This is a genomic window from Nostoc sp. (assembly GCF_036917275.1).
In the GTDB taxonomy this organism is placed as follows: Bacteria; Cyanobacteriota; Cyanobacteriia; order Cyanobacteriales; family Nostocaceae; genus Nostoc.
The window spans coordinates 125637-140350 of the sequence record NZ_JBALDF010000035.1 but is presented as its reverse complement, the minus strand read 5'-3'; the positions used below and the strand labels follow the sequence as shown (position 1 = coordinate 140350).

Genomic DNA, 14714 nt, shown 5'->3' with positions numbered 1-14714 from the left:
TAAGGCTCAACTTCCGAGTTCTAAGGCTCAACTTCCGAGTTCAGAGGCTTAACTTCCGAGTTCAGAGGCTTAACTTCCGAGTTCAGAGGTTCAACTTCCGAGTTCAAAGGCTCAACTTCCGAGTTCAAAGGCTCAACTTCCGAGTTCTAAGGCTCAACTTCCGAGTTCTAAGGCTCAACTTCCGAGTTCTAAGCTTGAATGTTGCTGTTTTTGTTTATTTTGTTCAAAAATCAAATCGGATTCCTGTAGCTTATTGCTACTATTCAGTGGTTGAATTTAAGACAAAAATTACTGATTTTGGTAAATTAATATGAGAATGTAGGCAATTATCTAAGTTAATGTGTAGGCAATGTTTGCGATGGGCTACGCCTACACAGTTTTAATTTCATCTTTCTCTCAAATCAAGTGCGAGAAGGCAAAAGTAAAAAGCAAAACAGAACTTATTAAGTCTTTCTTCTCTTTTTACTTTTATCTTTTAACTTACTAACTCCTATTAATCATTGCTATTTTTTAATTTACGTTGCAATTGTTTTAACGATTGATACATATCTGGCAAGCGACCATAAACAGCACATACCTTGAGATATACTTTGTAAGGAAGGGCTGGAGTTCCGCAGACAACTTCTCCTGGTGCAACATCGTTGTGAATTCCAGTTTGAGCAGATGTCATCGACCCATCTCCCATCTTCACTTGATTAACTATTCCTGTTTGTCCAGCTAAGATAACGCGATTTCCAAGTTGAACACCTCCCGCCATGCCAACTTGACCTGCGATCGCACAGCCAGAACCGATTTTGCAACCGTGACCTATTTGCACTAAACTATCAATTACTGTATTGCGACCTACCCGTGTTTCTCCGACAGATGGGCGGTCAATACCAGTGTTGCAGCCAACTTCCACGCCATCTTCTAAAACTGTATAGCCGGATTGTTCCATTTTGAACCAACCAGTCCGGGTAGGAACAAAACCAAAGCCTTCTGCACCAATGACAGCACCACTGTGAATGACGCAATCTGCACCGATGCGGGTGCGTTCGTGGATGGTGCAATTGGCATGTAAGGTGGTGCGATCGCCTATTTTAACATCTGGATAAATCACCACATTCGGATGAATAATTGCGCCATTGCCAATTTCTACCCCTTGTTGAATCACAGCATGGGGGCCAATGTAAACATCGCTACCAATTTTTGCGGTGGAATGAATTACAGCGGTGGGATGAATTTCTGGGACGGGGCGATATGGTTGATAAAAAAGGGCGATCGCTTTGGCAAATAATAATCGCGTATCTGGGGTTGCTAGCCAGGCAATACCGTTCTCCTGTGCAAGCGCCTGTAATTTTTCGTCCTGGGGCAAAATTAAAGCACTAGCATTAGTCTTGCCGATAAAAGACCCAAATTTTGCCCCTTCTACATAACTGATCGTACCGTTGCTAGCTTCATCAATGGCTGCTACCCCTGTAATTTCTGGGTCATGGTCTGGGTTGCTAGTCAGGCTATGATTGGTGGACGCATCACCAAATTGGCGGAGGATTTCGCTGAATTTCATTGTTGGGTGTGTTCAAAATTGATCTACAATTACAAAATAATTTTCCCTCTTTACGATCCAATACAGTAATTTTGTAGACACATAGACCCGCATTTCTCACTCTTCTTGAGGGAATGGGGACAAGGAGGACAAGGAGGAATTATTGAACTAATTTCCCCTTGTCTCCCTTGTCTCCTCCGCACAAGGTTTTAACAGATGTGGTGAGAAATCCGGCATAGAGGTGAGCTGGCGTGTTGGTGAGGCTAATTAGACCGTTCCAAACTTCGCTTTCTTCTGTTGATGGCTCTCTTTGTAAAGATAAGCCGATTTTCGCTAAATCTTGCCTCAATAGCGTCTTGAGTCGTTGATTATCTCCAGTGGCGACATTTCACCATAATAGACCTCTTGCAAAAATCCTTGAATCACCCCTCCCCAACCCTCCCCTTATAAAGGGGAGGGGGCAAGATTTCAAGTTTCCCCCCTTTATAAGGGGGGATTAAGGGGGGTCTATTCGACTTATGCAAGAGGTCTAATGATGAAGTTGAAAAAGCTGCCAATAACACAAATGCCAATCGTTCACCAGATACTAATAAGATAAATTACAAATTGGAGAAATTATTGATGAGGAAATTCAGGCAATTGATCCTGATGCTATTTATTTTTTGTTTCATCATTGGCTCGGTAGCAATGTCCGCCTCTGCAATGTCCGCCTCTACTGAAGTTCCGGCAAAGATAATGAAGCAGGCTCCCGGTTTCTATCGAGGGCAATTAGGCGATTTCGAGGTAACGGTGTTATCAGATGGCACAGCGCCCCGTCATCTCGATCAGATCCTCAGCGATCCTCGTATAGTTAGCGACGAGCTAACTGCCGACCACGAGGTGGAGCCGGTGGAGTTATCCATCAATGCTTACCTGATCAACACTGGAGCGCATTTAGTACTGGTAGATACCGGAGCCGGTGAATTGTTTGGATCTTCAAGCGGATTGTTGCTGGCTAACATAGTGGCTGCCGGCTACCGTGCAGATCAGGTAGATACGATCTTGCTGACCCACATTCACGCCGACCACTCTGGAGGCCTGTCGATCGGTGGCAAGCGGCAGTTTCCCAATGCTACGGTCTATGTGGATGGTCAGGATGTCGCCTACTGGCTAAGTAAAAAGGAGGAACTAAAAGCACCGATATCCGCCCGCAAAACCTTTGAGCAATCGCAGACCACTGTCAATCCTTACGTGGAAGCCAAGCGGCTAGTAGAAATCAAGCCAGGCTTGGAGCTAGTTCCCGGTTTTATGGCGCGGAGTGCGCCAGGACACACTCCAGGTCATACAGCGTATCTGGTAGAGAGTCGAGGTCATAAGCTGTTTCTCTGGGGCGATACGATCCACTCTGCAAATGTGCAGTTCAGCCACCCTCAAGTAACAGTGCAGTACGACGTGAAGCCTGACGAAGCTGCCCAGACTCGCGAACAACTGCTCGACTTCGCGGCGAAAAACGGCGTGCTTGTGGGTTCAGATCACATATCATTCCCTGGCCTTGGTCACGTTAGAAAAGTGGGCAATAGCTATCGCTGGATACCCATTCTATACACTGCCCACGTTACTGAGCTTGATCCAAAGCCGTGACCGCAAGCCATATAGTACAAGTGCTGGGATCGACAATTTTGATAAGTTTGTAGTGGGTGGCTCTAGTTCTCATCTAAGTACTATGCTTACTACAAACTCTCTTAAGCTGTCATAATCCCTGTAGTGGAAGTCGCCATTGCAACCCCTGCTAAATACCCAGTTGTCCAAGCACTTTGGAAGTTAAACCCACCCGTAACGCCATCAATATCTAAGATTTCTCCGGCAAAATAAAGACCAGGAACTAACCTACTTTCCATCGTCTTGAAGTTGACTTCTTTGAGGTGGACGCCGCCACAGGTAACAAATTCTTCTTTAAAGGCTCCTTTACCGTTAGTTAAGTATTGTCCTTGAGTAAGTTCTTGCACCAGTTGATTTAAGGTTTTACTAGATATTTCTGCCCAACGGTCTTCTGTGGTAATGCCTGCACGGGCGATGATATATTGCCAGAGACGATGGGGTAGATCAACGCCGCGATGCAATGCGATCGCTTTCTTTCCCCATTCATCCTTAACTGCTAAAACTTTTTCTCGCACTTGTTCTTGGCGCAAATCGGGCAGCCAATTAATCAATAATCTGGCTTGATAGCGGCTTTCGTGCAGAACTCTCGCACCCCAAGCAGAAAGCTTCAGAATTGCGGGGCCACTCAAACCCCAGTGGGTAATTAGTAATGGCCCAGTTTGTTGTAATTGGGATTTTTCGCCCACAGATAACCGCAATTGGGCAGGATTAACGCTAACTCCAGCTAACTCCCGCAACTTTTGATCGAGAATGTTGAAGGTAAATAACGAGGGTACTGGCGGTTCAATTTGATGACCTAACTCTCGGACAATTTTATAACCCACAGGGCTGCTGCCGGTCGCAATAAGTAGGCGATCGCATTTTATCGGATCTCCCGACTTCAGAAAAATATCAAACCCCCCATCTGTGGAAGTTCTCACCGAAGTTACAGGTGTACCGATACGGAGTTTTACCCTAGATGTTGCCATCGCTTTAATCAGACATTCCACAATAGTTTCTGAAGTATTGGTGACAGGAAACATCCGGCCATCAGCTTCAGTTTTTAGATAAACTCCACCAGCAGCAAACCAAGCTACTGTATCTTGAGGGCCAAAACGAGTCAAAGCACCTCGTAAAGCTTTTGCCCCTCTGGGATAATTTTGGACTAACTCCTCAGCATCAAAGCAAGCGTGAGTGACGTTGCAGCGGCCACCACCAGAAATTAGCACTTTCGCTAGAGGTTGGCGACTGGCTTCGAGTAAAGTAACTTCGGCATCAGGATTGGCTTTAGCACAAGCGATCGCGCCAAAAAATCCTGCTGCCCCACCCCCAATAACTACGATTCGTAACGGTAGCAAGTTTTAAAATTTCTCAATAGCACGTACCTTACTAGGCTAGCGGTTATCTTCACTCTTCAACTAATTCAAATTGGTCTTTTGTGACACCACAAACTGGACATGACCAATCATCTGGTATATCTTCAAAGGCTGTACCCGGTGCTATGTCGCTATCTGGATCGCCTTGTTCTGGGTCATATTCATAGGCGCAAACAGTACATATATACTTTGCCATGTTCGTTTCCTCTAGTAAATTGTTGGCCTTGCTTCCCTATTAAATCCTTTTGGCAGTCTGTCAAAATAGGCACGCCACAATTCTTAAGAGGAGACTAGGGCATGAAAATCATTAAATAAAGGCGTGTACCCTTGGGGATAATTTCCGAGATTATCCTAGCTATCCTCAAAAGAAATCAGATTAAATACGCCACCATCTCCTTTGGGCGTAACTGATAATCGCGATCGCGATCGCCCCTAGTAGTAGTAGCCAAATAATTCCACCTGGAATAAATGTGAGAATACCAAAGCCTCTTAGTACCCAGACAGCTACACTAATGCCAAGAAGAATACCAAAAATCTGGATTAATCTACGATTTAAAGAAGATTGACTCACTTAGTTTTCCTCTCAACTCAACAGAGATTACATTTGATATTGATAATAAGAGATGAAGTTACGATGAATTTGCAGTTTCATCAGAAATAACACGTAAAAATATAGAGATACTATCCAAACGCTGGGGTAAGGTGCTTGATATTAGGTTGTGTTTGTGCCATTCTAGCTGTTAACAACGCAGTTTTTCATCTCCAAATATTGCTCTGATAAAATTAACTTAAGTATTAATTGTGTTAATTGTGATAAGAACTACAGTTTTTACAGTAAAGTGACTGAAATAATTACTGAAAATTCACTATTTATGGAAAACATAAGCATTAAACTGGAACTAAAATTTAGTGGGTTGGATCTAAATCAAGTTTTATAGCTTGTAGTTTCAATTCCGTTAGGTGGATGAGTTGAGGAGTAACTAAAATCATTATGTCTGCATCTTCTTATATATCAGACTCAATTATTGCAGGTTCAGATATGGCTTGGAGTCAAGACAACCAAAGGTTACTGGTACAGGGTGAAATTTTGGTAGAAACGCGATCGCACAAGATGTGGGGTGGCGCTGTCACAGCCTGGATGTATTTGCCGATGGTGCGATCGCAAGTTTGGCAGCAATTAACTGATTATCCCCGGTGGGTGCAATATTTTCCCGACATCACTAAAAGCGAAGTGATCTACAGAGGTGAAGTTAAACATTTGTATCAAGCAGCACAAAAAGCCTTTTTCTTTTTCACGGCTCAAGTTGAAATTTACCTCAACGTCATGGAAGTGCTGGGGCAGCAAATCCAATTTCGCATGGAAAAAGGGACTTTTGAGGACTTCCACGCCAATTTAGAATTAAAAGATTGGGGTAACGGTACAATACTTGCTTATACTGTGCAAGCTACACCTCTTATACCGATTCCATCAATTTTTATTCAACAAGCAATGAATTTAGAGTTGCCTGCAAATATGCGTAAAATGCGACAAGTGCTTTGTAAGAATTAGTAAAAGTAATGTCACAAAAAACGCAAAGACGCATTTGTTTAACTTTGCGTCTTTGCGGGAGGTTATTACTTACTGAATTAGCTAGTAAATACCTCAACAGGTAGGCGACTAAAAGAAAGACGCTCATTTTGGACATCTACAAAAATAGTGTTGCCGTCGTTGAATTCGCCGCGCAAGATGGATTTAGCAATTTGAGTTTCTAACTCTCGCTGAATCGCCCGCTTCAGTGGACGCGCCCCATATACGGGGTCATAGCCTACTTCTGCTAAAAAGTCAAGTGCAGCATCCGAGAGCTTCAGGGATATTTTGCGATCGCTCAGTCTTTGCCGCAATCTTTCCACTTGCAACAGCACAATTTGCCGCAATTCCTTCTTATCTAAACCGTGGAAGATGATGATTTCGTCAATTCGGTTCAGAAACTCTGGACGGAAGCTATTCCGCATCGCCTCCATCACCCGACGGCGCATTTCGTCGTAATGGGCGTTATCCCCGGCAATATCAAGAATGTATTGCGAACCGATGTTGCTGGTCATGATGATAATAGCGTTCTTAAAGTCCACCTTATGACCTTGGGCATCCGTGACGCGACCATCATCGAGAATTTGCAAGAAGATATTGAAGACATCGGGGTGTGCTTTCTCGATTTCGTCGAAGAGAATCACTGAGTAAGGACGCCGCCGAATCGCTTCTGTAAGTTGTCCGCCTTCTTCATAACCTACGTATCCTGGAGGCGCACCGATAAGCCTTGAAACGGCGTGTTTCTCCATATACTCAGACATATCGATTCGCACCAGCGCATCTTCGCTATCGAACATATACGCCGCCAGCGCTTTTGCCAACTCAGTTTTACCCACACCCGTAGGCCCAAGGAAGATAAAGCTAGCAATGGGACGATTAGGATCGGCTAATCCAGCGCGCGATCGCTGAATTGCATCCGCTACAGCTGTGACTGCTTCTTCTTGTCCAACCACGCGCCGATGTAGTTCATCTTCTAAATGCAGCAGTTTTTCTTTCTCAGATTCCACCAACTTGCTGATCGGAATTCCTGTCCATTTAGAAATAATTTCGGCAATATCACCTTCGGTGACTTCTTCTCGTAATAGTGATTTACCACTTCTTTGAGCGCTTGCTAATTCAGCTTCTACTGCTTCCAATTGACGATGCAAACTGGTTAAAGTGCCGTATTTCAACTCCGCAGCGCGGTTAAGGTCGTAGTCGCGTTCTGCTTGCTGAATCTCTAAATTGACCTGTTCAATCTCTTTTTTAACGGACTGAATTTTGTCAATGATATCTTTTTCAGACTGCCATTGAGTATTCAGTGTTTTTTGTTCTTCTTTGAGATCGGCAATTTCTTTTTCTAGTCTTCCTAGACGTTCACGAGAAGCGGCATCACTTTCTTTTTGCAGCGATAGCTTCTCCATTTCCAATTGCAGAATTTTGCGGTCAATTTCGTCGAGTTCTTCTGGTTTGGAGGTAATCTCCATTTTTAATCTCGCGGCGGCTTCATCTACCAAGTCAATGGCTTTATCAGGGAGGAAGCGATCGCTAATATATCGACTCGACAATACGGCTGCTGCAACTAAAGCACTATCAGAAATCTTCACCCCGTGGTGGTTTTCATAACGTTCTCTCAACCCGCGCAAAATCGAAATACTATCTTCTACACTAGGCTGATCAACATAAACTTGTTGGAAGCGTCTTTCGAGTGCAGCATCTTTTTCGATATGTTTGCGGTATTCATCCAGAGTTGTCGCCCCAATACAGCGCAATTCGCCCCGCGCCAACATTGGTTTTAACAAGTTACTAGCATCCATCGCCCCTTGGGTTGCACCAGCGCCGACAACGGTGTGAATTTCATCAATAAATAAAACAATTTTGCCGCTAGATTCAGTAACTTCCTTTAATACTGCTTTCAAGCGTTCTTCAAATTCACCACGGAATTTTGCCCCTGCAATCAAAGCACCCATATCTAAAGCAATTAGCTTGCAGTCTTTGAGGGATTGAGGTACATCACCTGCAATAATGCGCTGTGCTAATCCTTCAGCGATCGCAGTTTTACCAACACCCGGTTCACCAATTAGCACAGGGTTATTTTTGGTACGGCGAGATAGAATTTGCACAGTGCGGCGAATCTCATCATCTCGCCCAATCACTGGATCGAGTTGACCTTTACGCGCGGCTTCTGTAAGATCACGCCCGTATTTTTCCAGTGCTTCGTATTTGCCTTCTGGATTTTGATCGGTCACTTTTTGGCTCCCCCGAACTTGTTTAATAATATTTTTAAGTTTGCCTTCGTCTAAACCAAACTCTTGGAATAAAGCTTTGCCAAAGCGGTCATCTTTAGCGTAAGCCAACAATAAGTGTTCAATTGAAATATATTCGTCTTGAAACTCTTTGCGATATCCGTCTGCCCGATCTAGAAGTGTATCCAAGCTGCGTCCTAAGTATACTGAGGTACTATTACCAGATACTTTCGGCTGACGTTGGAAAAATTGTTCGGTGCGATCGCGCAGTTTTTGGAGGTTAACACCCGCTTTGGTGAGAATCCCAGTTGCTAGACCATCTTGTTCTAGCAGCGCTTTCATCAGGTGTTCGCTTTCAATTTGCTGTTGTTGATATTGTTTAACAATATCGGGGGTATGGGCGATCGCTTCCCAGGCTTTTTCTGTAAATTGGTTAGGATTAGTAGGTTGCATAGGCTTTTTGCGGAACGTAGAGGCGCAGCGACTGGTGACAGGCTACCACCAGAACACCAAGTAAAGAAAATTTTTGTTCTCAATGGATATTGTAAGAACAGGATAGCGATCGCCTAGATCGGTGTTCACGTCTTGTAAAAGTGGTATTTTCCCCTAGTTCCGATTTTCCATCTATTGCTGTGCTGTACAACTACGGAAACAAACTCAAGCGAATCCATAATTGTCGGGCTGCCACTTGAGAAGCACTGTTCATCTCCAAATATTCTATAGTGACTTTTCCAGAGGAAGTAATGCCTATAATCTTGCCAGATTGAGTATCAACCTGAAAATGCTCATCTCGTGCCAACCGCCATATAACTCATCAATTCCGATAACCTTTTTTGTTGTATGGCAGTGAAAAACGGGTCAGGGTTAAAAATGACGAATGACAAATGACTAATAAGAAATGACTAAAAAACAAAAATTTCCTTACCTAGTTGGTTCTAAGTGGACTGCACAGCGAAAAGTTGATGGCTGGCGGCATTTCCAAGTTGTCAATCGAAAAAATCAGGGTAAGTGGGTTTACGCCGAAATGGTTGCTGCTTGCGATCCTAAAGTCCGTTTTTGGATAAATGCCAAATTATTACAAGATAACTCCCAGTGGCAAGCTGGCTGGCAAACATTACAGGAAATCCACGCACTTGAAACTGAGGTGTCCTAATTAGCCTCGTTAGCCTCGTTCCCAGTCTCTGACTGGGAATGCCCATCAAGAGGCTCCGCCTCCTAAATTTGGAAATTTAATAATTTTTTACAAAACCAGACTAACTTACTCTCAAGCAGCAATTAAATGGTTGTGCCTACCGACTGAAAACTAGCAATTTATCTGCGATACCTTTCCTGCGGAACGCTACGCGAACGGTGAGCTATGCTAACGCAAATTCCAGTAGTATTTCCAGCATAGGGCTGCATATACCTCTCTTTACCCTTAACCCTACGCCCTAATGCCCTGAAAACACATTGTACTTCCATCGGCTAATTCTATGAAAAGCATTCAAAAAGGCTAATTACAGTTTTTTTATTTTGTAACTATTTTTATAATAAGAAATAATAAAAACTGTTTATTGAATTTTTTTAGACCTAATAAAGTCTTTGAGGTCAATAAAACTCCAAATACGTATGATTAAGCTTTAATTCATGATATTAGACCGTTTTCCAAATTAAGAGCCACTTTCTTTTCTAGGTAATTTGCCCAATAATGACATCAACAGACCTCACGCATCGCCATCTCAGGAAAGGTGAAGGCAAATGTTTGAGCCACAAGTTTGACACAAAGCTATAAGAGGCAAACAACAGTGAAACTAGCAGTCTACGGAAAAGGTGGTATCGGTAAATCCACAACTAGCTGTAACATATCAGTCGCCCTAGCTAAACGTGGCAAGAAAGTGCTGCAAATTGGTTGCGACCCCAAACATGACAGTACCTTTACCCTGACTGGGTTTTTAATTCCGACAATTATCGACACCCTTCAAGAAAAGGACTATCACTACGAAGATGTGTGGCCGGAAGATGTGATTTATAAAGGCTACGGTGGTGTTGATTGCGTAGAGGCTGGTGGCCCACCTGCGGGTGCTGGATGCGGTGGCTACGTAGTCGGTGAAACCGTGAAATTACTTAAGGAACTCAACGCCTTTGATGAGTACGATGTAATTCTCTTTGATGTTCTGGGTGACGTAGTTTGCGGTGGTTTTGCAGCACCACTCAACTATGCAGATTACTGCCTGATTGTTACAGACAACGGCTTTGATGCTTTGTTTGCGGCTAATCGCATTGCTGCTTCAGTCCGTGAAAAAGCCCGAACTCACCCACTACGTCTAGCTGGGTTGATTGGTAATCGCACCTCGAAGCGCGACTTGATTGAAAAATATATAGAAGCTGTGCCAATGCCAGTTTTAGAAGTTTTACCTTTGATTGAAGATATCCGTGTTTCCCGTGTGAAAGGTAAGACTTTGTTTGAAATGGCAGAGCAAGACCCTTCCCTGGACTACGTTTGCGACTACTATCTCAACATCGCTGACCAAATTCTGGCGCGTCCCGAAGGTGTTGTACCTAACGATACACCAGATCGTGAGTTGTTCTCTTTGTTGTCTGATTTTTATCTAAATCCGGGTAAACCCCAGGTTCCTAATTCAGAAGAAGAACTAGACTTGATGATTGTATAAATCACCAAGTTCTCAGGATGGGGGACAATAATATGGCATTCTTTCATAGCTTTACAGATTCATTAAAGCAAAAGTGGTTGCAATTTTTCCAAAACAATCGAGACTGGATTACCCTGCACATGCAAGTGGAATCAGTGTATACCCCTGATGGCGGGAAGCGACCACCTTCTTACCTCATCCTGGGAGTAGTTAACGCCCTAGAGCCAAAGCTAGCGCAGTTAATGTTGCCCTTTGCCAAACTTAATCCTGACGCCGATACGCTGATTGAGGTGCTGGATTTGCATTTTGACCCAGATTTTGCTCTCGGTAACCGCTTCCTGATCAACCCAGAACCGGAAAAATACGGAGATGATTCAGCAGTTGTCATTGAGAAAAAGCCCGAAGATGAAACATTGACACATTCTCATCCAAACGGCTTTGAATCGGTGGTGGTAGTTCAAGAGTTGGTAATCCTGGATTCCGATGAGCAAAGCCTGGGAATCAGCGAGTTGGAAGAAACCGAAAATGGCTTTGGCGATATTTCCTTATCCAATGGACACGACTCAAAAGCTGAGTCTCTCCAAACCTCTAGTTTAGAAGCAGATGAGTTTGGGGAAATTGGCTTCGATACAACAGCTGTAATCGAACTAAAGCTGGATGACGATCAGGCGCTTGAAGATAGTCCACTAGATGAGAATGCGTTTAAAGACGTGTTGTCAGATGTCTGGAGTGATGAAACAGCCTTGCAAAAGGCTGAAGAAAACAACGATTTTTTAGGGGAAGAACTGCCAGCAGGAGTTTTTGATGAATCAGAAATTGCTCGTCTCTTCCCCAACGCTTAATTATTGCCGTTCCTCACAATTTTAAGTTTTAGATTCGGGGTTTTGGATTAGAAATTAGGGAAATTGTCGTCAGACAGAGGATACTTTTGTTGTCCCAGTCTTCAATCCAAAATTGTCAATCTAAAATCTAAAATTGGTCGATCTGCCATTAAATATCAAGGGGAGAAAAAACCAAAATGACTGTCGCTCAACAACCAGAAGCTTTAAACTTTGAATGCGAAACTGGGAATTACCATACCTTTTGCCCAATTAGCTGCGTGGCGTGGTTATACCAAAAAATTGAAGATAGCTTCTTTTTGGTGATTGGGACAAAAACTTGTGGCTACTTCTTGCAAAACGCGATGGGGGTGATGATTTTTGCTGAACCGCGCTATGCAATGGCAGAGTTAGAAGAGGGGGATATTTCGGCACAGTTGAATGATTATGAAGAGTTAAAGCGGTTGTGCTTGCAAATTAAACGCGATCGCAATCCTAGTGTAATTGTCTGGATTGGCACTTGCACCACCGAAATTATCAAAACAGATTTGGAAGGTTTAGCACCAAAACTAGAATCTGAAATCGGAATTCCCATCGTTGTAGCGCGGGCAAATGGTCTAGATTACGCCTTCACCCAAGGGGAAGACACTGTGTTAGCTGCAATGGCTAACCGTTGTCCTGATAAGGCTCCGGTGGCGGAAACAGAGAAAATTGAACGAAATGCGATCGCTAAATTGCTCAATTTTGGTAAGAAGAAAGAAGATGTCGCCCAGGATGAATCTGAGTACGTAGCTCATCCACCACTAGTTCTCTTTGGCTCCCTTCCCGACCCCGTAGTTACTCAGTTAACCTTGGAACTGAAGAAACAAGGTATCAAAGTTTCCGGCTGGCTACCCGCGAAGCGCTTCACAGAATTGCCAGTACTGGAAGAAGGGTATTATGTCGCTGGTGTCAACCCTTTCCTCAGCCGCACTGCCACCACCTTAATGCGTCGCCGCAAGTGTAAACTGATTGGCGCACCTTTCCCCATTGGCCCCGATGGCACCCGCGCTTGGATTGAGAAAATCTGCTCGGTGTTCGGTATTACTCCCAAAGGTTTGGATGAACGGGAAGCCCAAATTTGGGCAGGCTTGGAAGATTATGTGAAATTGATTCGTGGTAAGTCTGTATTCTTCATGGGTGATAACTTGTTGGAAATCTCCCAAGCAAGATTCTTAATCCGTTGTGGCATGACGGTTCACGAAATCGGTATTCCTTACATGGATAAGCGCTATCAAGCTGCTGAGTTGGCATTGTTAGAGAAAACTTGCCAGGAAATGAATTCACCCCTGCCAAGGATTGTGGAGAAGCCAGATAATTACAATCAACTTCAGCGGATTTATGCGTTGAAACCAGACTTGGTAATTACTGGTATGGCTCACGCTAACCCGTTGGAAGCACGCGGTATTAATACTAAGTGGTCGGTGGAGTTCACTTTTGCTCAAATTCACGGCTTTACAAATGCGCGTGACATTTTAGAGTTGGTGACTCGTCCGTTGCGTCGGAATAATAATTTGAAAGATTTGGGTTGGGATAAGTTGGTGAGAGAAGAAGCGAAGATTTAGATTTGGGTTTGGATTGAGCAACAGCATAATACTATGTTGGGGGCGAACTTTCGAGTTCGTCCTTTTTTTTACGAACCGCAGAGGACACAGAGAAAGAGAAAAAATTAGGATAATCAAAAATGCTAAAATTTATATATTAGTCTTAGTTTTTAACTTCTAAATATAATGGAAATTACCAAATTTTCTCTTCAAGTAAAAATAATTATTCTCCAATCTTTGCGGGAAGCTCATCAATAGGAAGTAGGTCAATAATTTATTATTATTAATATAGGTGATGGAATTCTTTTAAAGCCTAAGAAAGCTTTTGTAGTAACTAAATTAGATGATGTAGCAGGTTGCTTAAAATATCAAGGTAAACCCAAAACTCTTGAGGATATGGATAATGCAATTCGCCAAGGTATAGAGAAATCGTGATTTAAAAGTATAAAACTGGCTTAAACCTGATTAAAAAAGCTAACAAGTTTCTATTCCCTAACTCTAGAACTCACCATGACTCAAAAAACCTATCAACTCCCCCTAACCTTCGAGCAAATTCTTAATCTTGTCTTACAACTTCCCGCACAAGAACAAGAACAACTTATTCAAGAAATAAAGAAAACCTCTTCAAATAATAAAGATGAAGACTTACTTAGTGTTTTTGACAGAATCGGCAGAAATGCTCAAGCCAAAGGATTAACTGAAGAAATTCTAGAAGAATTACTTGCCGATGAATCATAAACTAATTGTCATTGACACAAATGTTTTACTTAGTGCTGCTCTAAGTCCTAATGGAACAGCCCGTAAAGCCCTAGATAAAGTCTATAAAGAATTCAAAATTGCTCAAAGCGATGAAACTTATCAAGAATTAAACACACGAATTTACAAACGTAAGTTCGATAAATATATCTCAGATGAAGACCGACAAGATTTTTTGGATATACTCAAAAAGTACTGTCAATTTATAGAAATAAAATCTCAAATAAACACCTGTAGAGATCCAGATGACAACAAATTTTTAGAACTTGCTAAAGATGACTGTAACTGGTATCACAATTTTCTCCTAGTTGCTAAAATTTCAGCAGCGTGATGTCTGGGAGGTAGTCGCTTCGATTCTGGATAGCAAATACCTACGCTTTACTCAGTATTCCCAATTTGAGTTGTAGTTTATGCAATAGCGATCGCTCTTTTTAACGAACCGCAAAAGACGCAAAGGAAGAGAGAGAACTTAATTTAGATGGAAGGCTGTAACTCTAAAGGTTTGGATGGAATAATACACCCCAGATTCTAAACTTCAAAATGTAATATATTAATAATTCAAACATCAGTAGTAGTTACATGATTAAGTATTAATACTGATCACTATTAGTCACTTT

The 14714-nt window shown here is 42.8% G+C and carries 14 protein-coding genes; 8 read left to right on the top strand and 6 right to left on the bottom strand.

Going from position 1 to position 14714, the window contains the following annotated elements; all coding sequences use genetic code 11:
- Positions 1 to 493: 493 nt before the first annotated feature.
- Both lpxD and V7K35_RS14245 read right to left on the bottom strand, forming a co-directional pair.
- Positions 494 to 1546: a UDP-3-O-(3-hydroxymyristoyl)glucosamine N-acyltransferase gene (lpxD, locus tag V7K35_RS14250; protein WP_335079953.1), complete on the bottom strand. Its 1053-nt coding sequence runs from the start codon at positions 1544 to 1546 to the stop codon at positions 494 to 496.
- 139 nt (positions 1547 to 1685) lie between these two features.
- Positions 1686 to 1874: a hypothetical protein gene (locus V7K35_RS14245; RefSeq protein ID WP_335079952.1), complete on the bottom strand. Its 189-nt coding sequence runs from the start codon at positions 1872 to 1874 to the stop codon at positions 1686 to 1688.
- 257 nt (positions 1875 to 2131) lie between these two features.
- Here V7K35_RS14245 and V7K35_RS14240 point away from each other — a divergent pair, with 257 nt between their 5' ends.
- Positions 2132 to 3145, top strand: a complete 1014-nt coding sequence (locus V7K35_RS14240) for an MBL fold metallo-hydrolase (RefSeq protein ID WP_335079951.1) — start codon at positions 2132 to 2134, stop codon at positions 3143 to 3145.
- A 101-nt stretch (positions 3146 to 3246) separates the two neighbouring features.
- On the opposite strand, the gene V7K35_RS14235 is transcribed toward V7K35_RS14240, so the two are convergent.
- The 3 genes from V7K35_RS14235 to V7K35_RS14225 form a co-directional block, all read right to left on the bottom strand.
- Positions 3247 to 4500 (bottom strand): NAD(P)/FAD-dependent oxidoreductase, encoded by a 1254-nt coding sequence (locus V7K35_RS14235; RefSeq protein ID WP_335079950.1) that lies wholly within the window; start codon positions 4498 to 4500, stop codon positions 3247 to 3249.
- Between the two features lie 49 nt (positions 4501 to 4549).
- Positions 4550 to 4714, bottom strand: a complete 165-nt coding sequence (rd, locus tag V7K35_RS14230) for a rubredoxin (protein WP_335079949.1) — start codon at positions 4712 to 4714, stop codon at positions 4550 to 4552.
- Between the two features lie 180 nt (positions 4715 to 4894).
- Positions 4895 to 5089, bottom strand: coding sequence for a hypothetical protein (locus V7K35_RS14225; protein WP_273768556.1), 195 nt, complete (start codon positions 5087 to 5089; stop codon positions 4895 to 4897).
- A gap of 420 nt (positions 5090 to 5509) precedes the next feature.
- On the opposite strand from V7K35_RS14225, the gene V7K35_RS14220 reads away from it, so the two are divergent.
- The gene (locus V7K35_RS14220) at positions 5510 to 6067 is read left to right on the top strand and encodes an SRPBCC family protein (RefSeq protein WP_335079947.1); all 558 of its coding nucleotides are present in this window, start codon (positions 5510 to 5512) and stop codon (positions 6065 to 6067) included.
- Between the two features lie 77 nt (positions 6068 to 6144).
- Here the strand turns inward: V7K35_RS14220 and clpB are convergent, their stop codons facing one another.
- Complete coding sequence (gene clpB / locus V7K35_RS14215) at positions 6145 to 8763, bottom strand: ATP-dependent chaperone ClpB (protein ID WP_335079945.1); 2619 nt, start codon at positions 8761 to 8763, stop codon at positions 6145 to 6147.
- A 445-nt stretch (positions 8764 to 9208) separates the two neighbouring features.
- On the opposite strand from clpB, the gene V7K35_RS14210 reads away from it, so the two are divergent.
- The 6 genes from V7K35_RS14210 to V7K35_RS14185 all read left to right on the top strand — a co-directional run bounded on the left by V7K35_RS14210 (position 9209) and on the right by V7K35_RS14185 (position 14428).
- The gene (locus V7K35_RS14210; RefSeq protein ID WP_335079943.1) at positions 9209 to 9463 is read left to right on the top strand and encodes a TIGR02450 family Trp-rich protein; all 255 of its coding nucleotides are present in this window, start codon (positions 9209 to 9211) and stop codon (positions 9461 to 9463) included.
- A 631-nt stretch (positions 9464 to 10094) separates the two neighbouring features.
- The gene (gene bchL / locus V7K35_RS14205) at positions 10095 to 10961 is read left to right on the top strand and encodes a ferredoxin:protochlorophyllide reductase (ATP-dependent) iron-sulfur ATP-binding protein (RefSeq protein WP_012410753.1); all 867 of its coding nucleotides are present in this window, start codon (positions 10095 to 10097) and stop codon (positions 10959 to 10961) included.
- 32 nt (positions 10962 to 10993) lie between these two features.
- Complete coding sequence (locus V7K35_RS14200; protein WP_335079941.1) at positions 10994 to 11782, top strand: DUF5331 domain-containing protein; 789 nt, start codon at positions 10994 to 10996, stop codon at positions 11780 to 11782.
- 176 nt (positions 11783 to 11958) lie between these two features.
- Entirely contained in the window at positions 11959 to 13362 is a 1404-nt protein-coding gene (locus V7K35_RS14195) for a ferredoxin:protochlorophyllide reductase (ATP-dependent) subunit N (protein ID WP_335079939.1), read from the top strand.
- Positions 13363 to 13851: 489 nt separating this feature from the next.
- Positions 13852 to 14079 carry a hypothetical protein gene (locus tag V7K35_RS14190; protein WP_335079937.1) on the top strand — a complete coding sequence of 76 codons (228 nt, stop codon included), beginning with the start codon at positions 13852 to 13854 and terminating at the stop codon, positions 14077 to 14079.
- A complete protein-coding gene (locus tag V7K35_RS14185; protein WP_335079936.1) occupies positions 14069 to 14428 on the top strand; it encodes a putative toxin-antitoxin system toxin component, PIN family in 360 nt (119 codons plus the stop codon). Before V7K35_RS14190 ends, V7K35_RS14185 begins: the two co-directional genes overlap by 11 nt.
- Positions 14429 to 14714: the final 286 nt, after the last annotated feature.

Excerpts from the sequence above, each read along its gene's own strand:
- lpxD (WP_335079953.1), bottom strand. The coding sequence starts at position 1,546 with ATGAAATTCAGCGAAATCCTCCGCCAATTTGGTGATGCGTCCACCAAT.
- rd (WP_335079949.1), bottom strand. The coding sequence starts at position 4,714 with ATGGCAAAGTATATATGTACTGTTTGCGCCTATGAATATGACCCAGAA.
- V7K35_RS14220 (WP_335079947.1), top strand. The coding sequence starts at position 5,510 with ATGTCTGCATCTTCTTATATATCAGACTCAATTATTGCAGGTTCAGAT.
- clpB (WP_335079945.1), bottom strand. The coding sequence starts at position 8,763 with ATGCAACCTACTAATCCTAACCAATTTACAGAAAAAGCCTGGGAAGCG.
- V7K35_RS14210 (WP_335079943.1), top strand. The coding sequence starts at position 9,209 with ATGACTAAAAAACAAAAATTTCCTTACCTAGTTGGTTCTAAGTGGACT.
- V7K35_RS14200 (WP_335079941.1), top strand. The coding sequence starts at position 10,994 with ATGGCATTCTTTCATAGCTTTACAGATTCATTAAAGCAAAAGTGGTTG.
- V7K35_RS14195 (WP_335079939.1), top strand. The coding sequence starts at position 11,959 with ATGACTGTCGCTCAACAACCAGAAGCTTTAAACTTTGAATGCGAAACT.
- V7K35_RS14190 (WP_335079937.1), top strand. The coding sequence starts at position 13,852 with ATGACTCAAAAAACCTATCAACTCCCCCTAACCTTCGAGCAAATTCTT.
- V7K35_RS14185 (WP_335079936.1), top strand. The coding sequence starts at position 14,069 with ATGAATCATAAACTAATTGTCATTGACACAAATGTTTTACTTAGTGCT.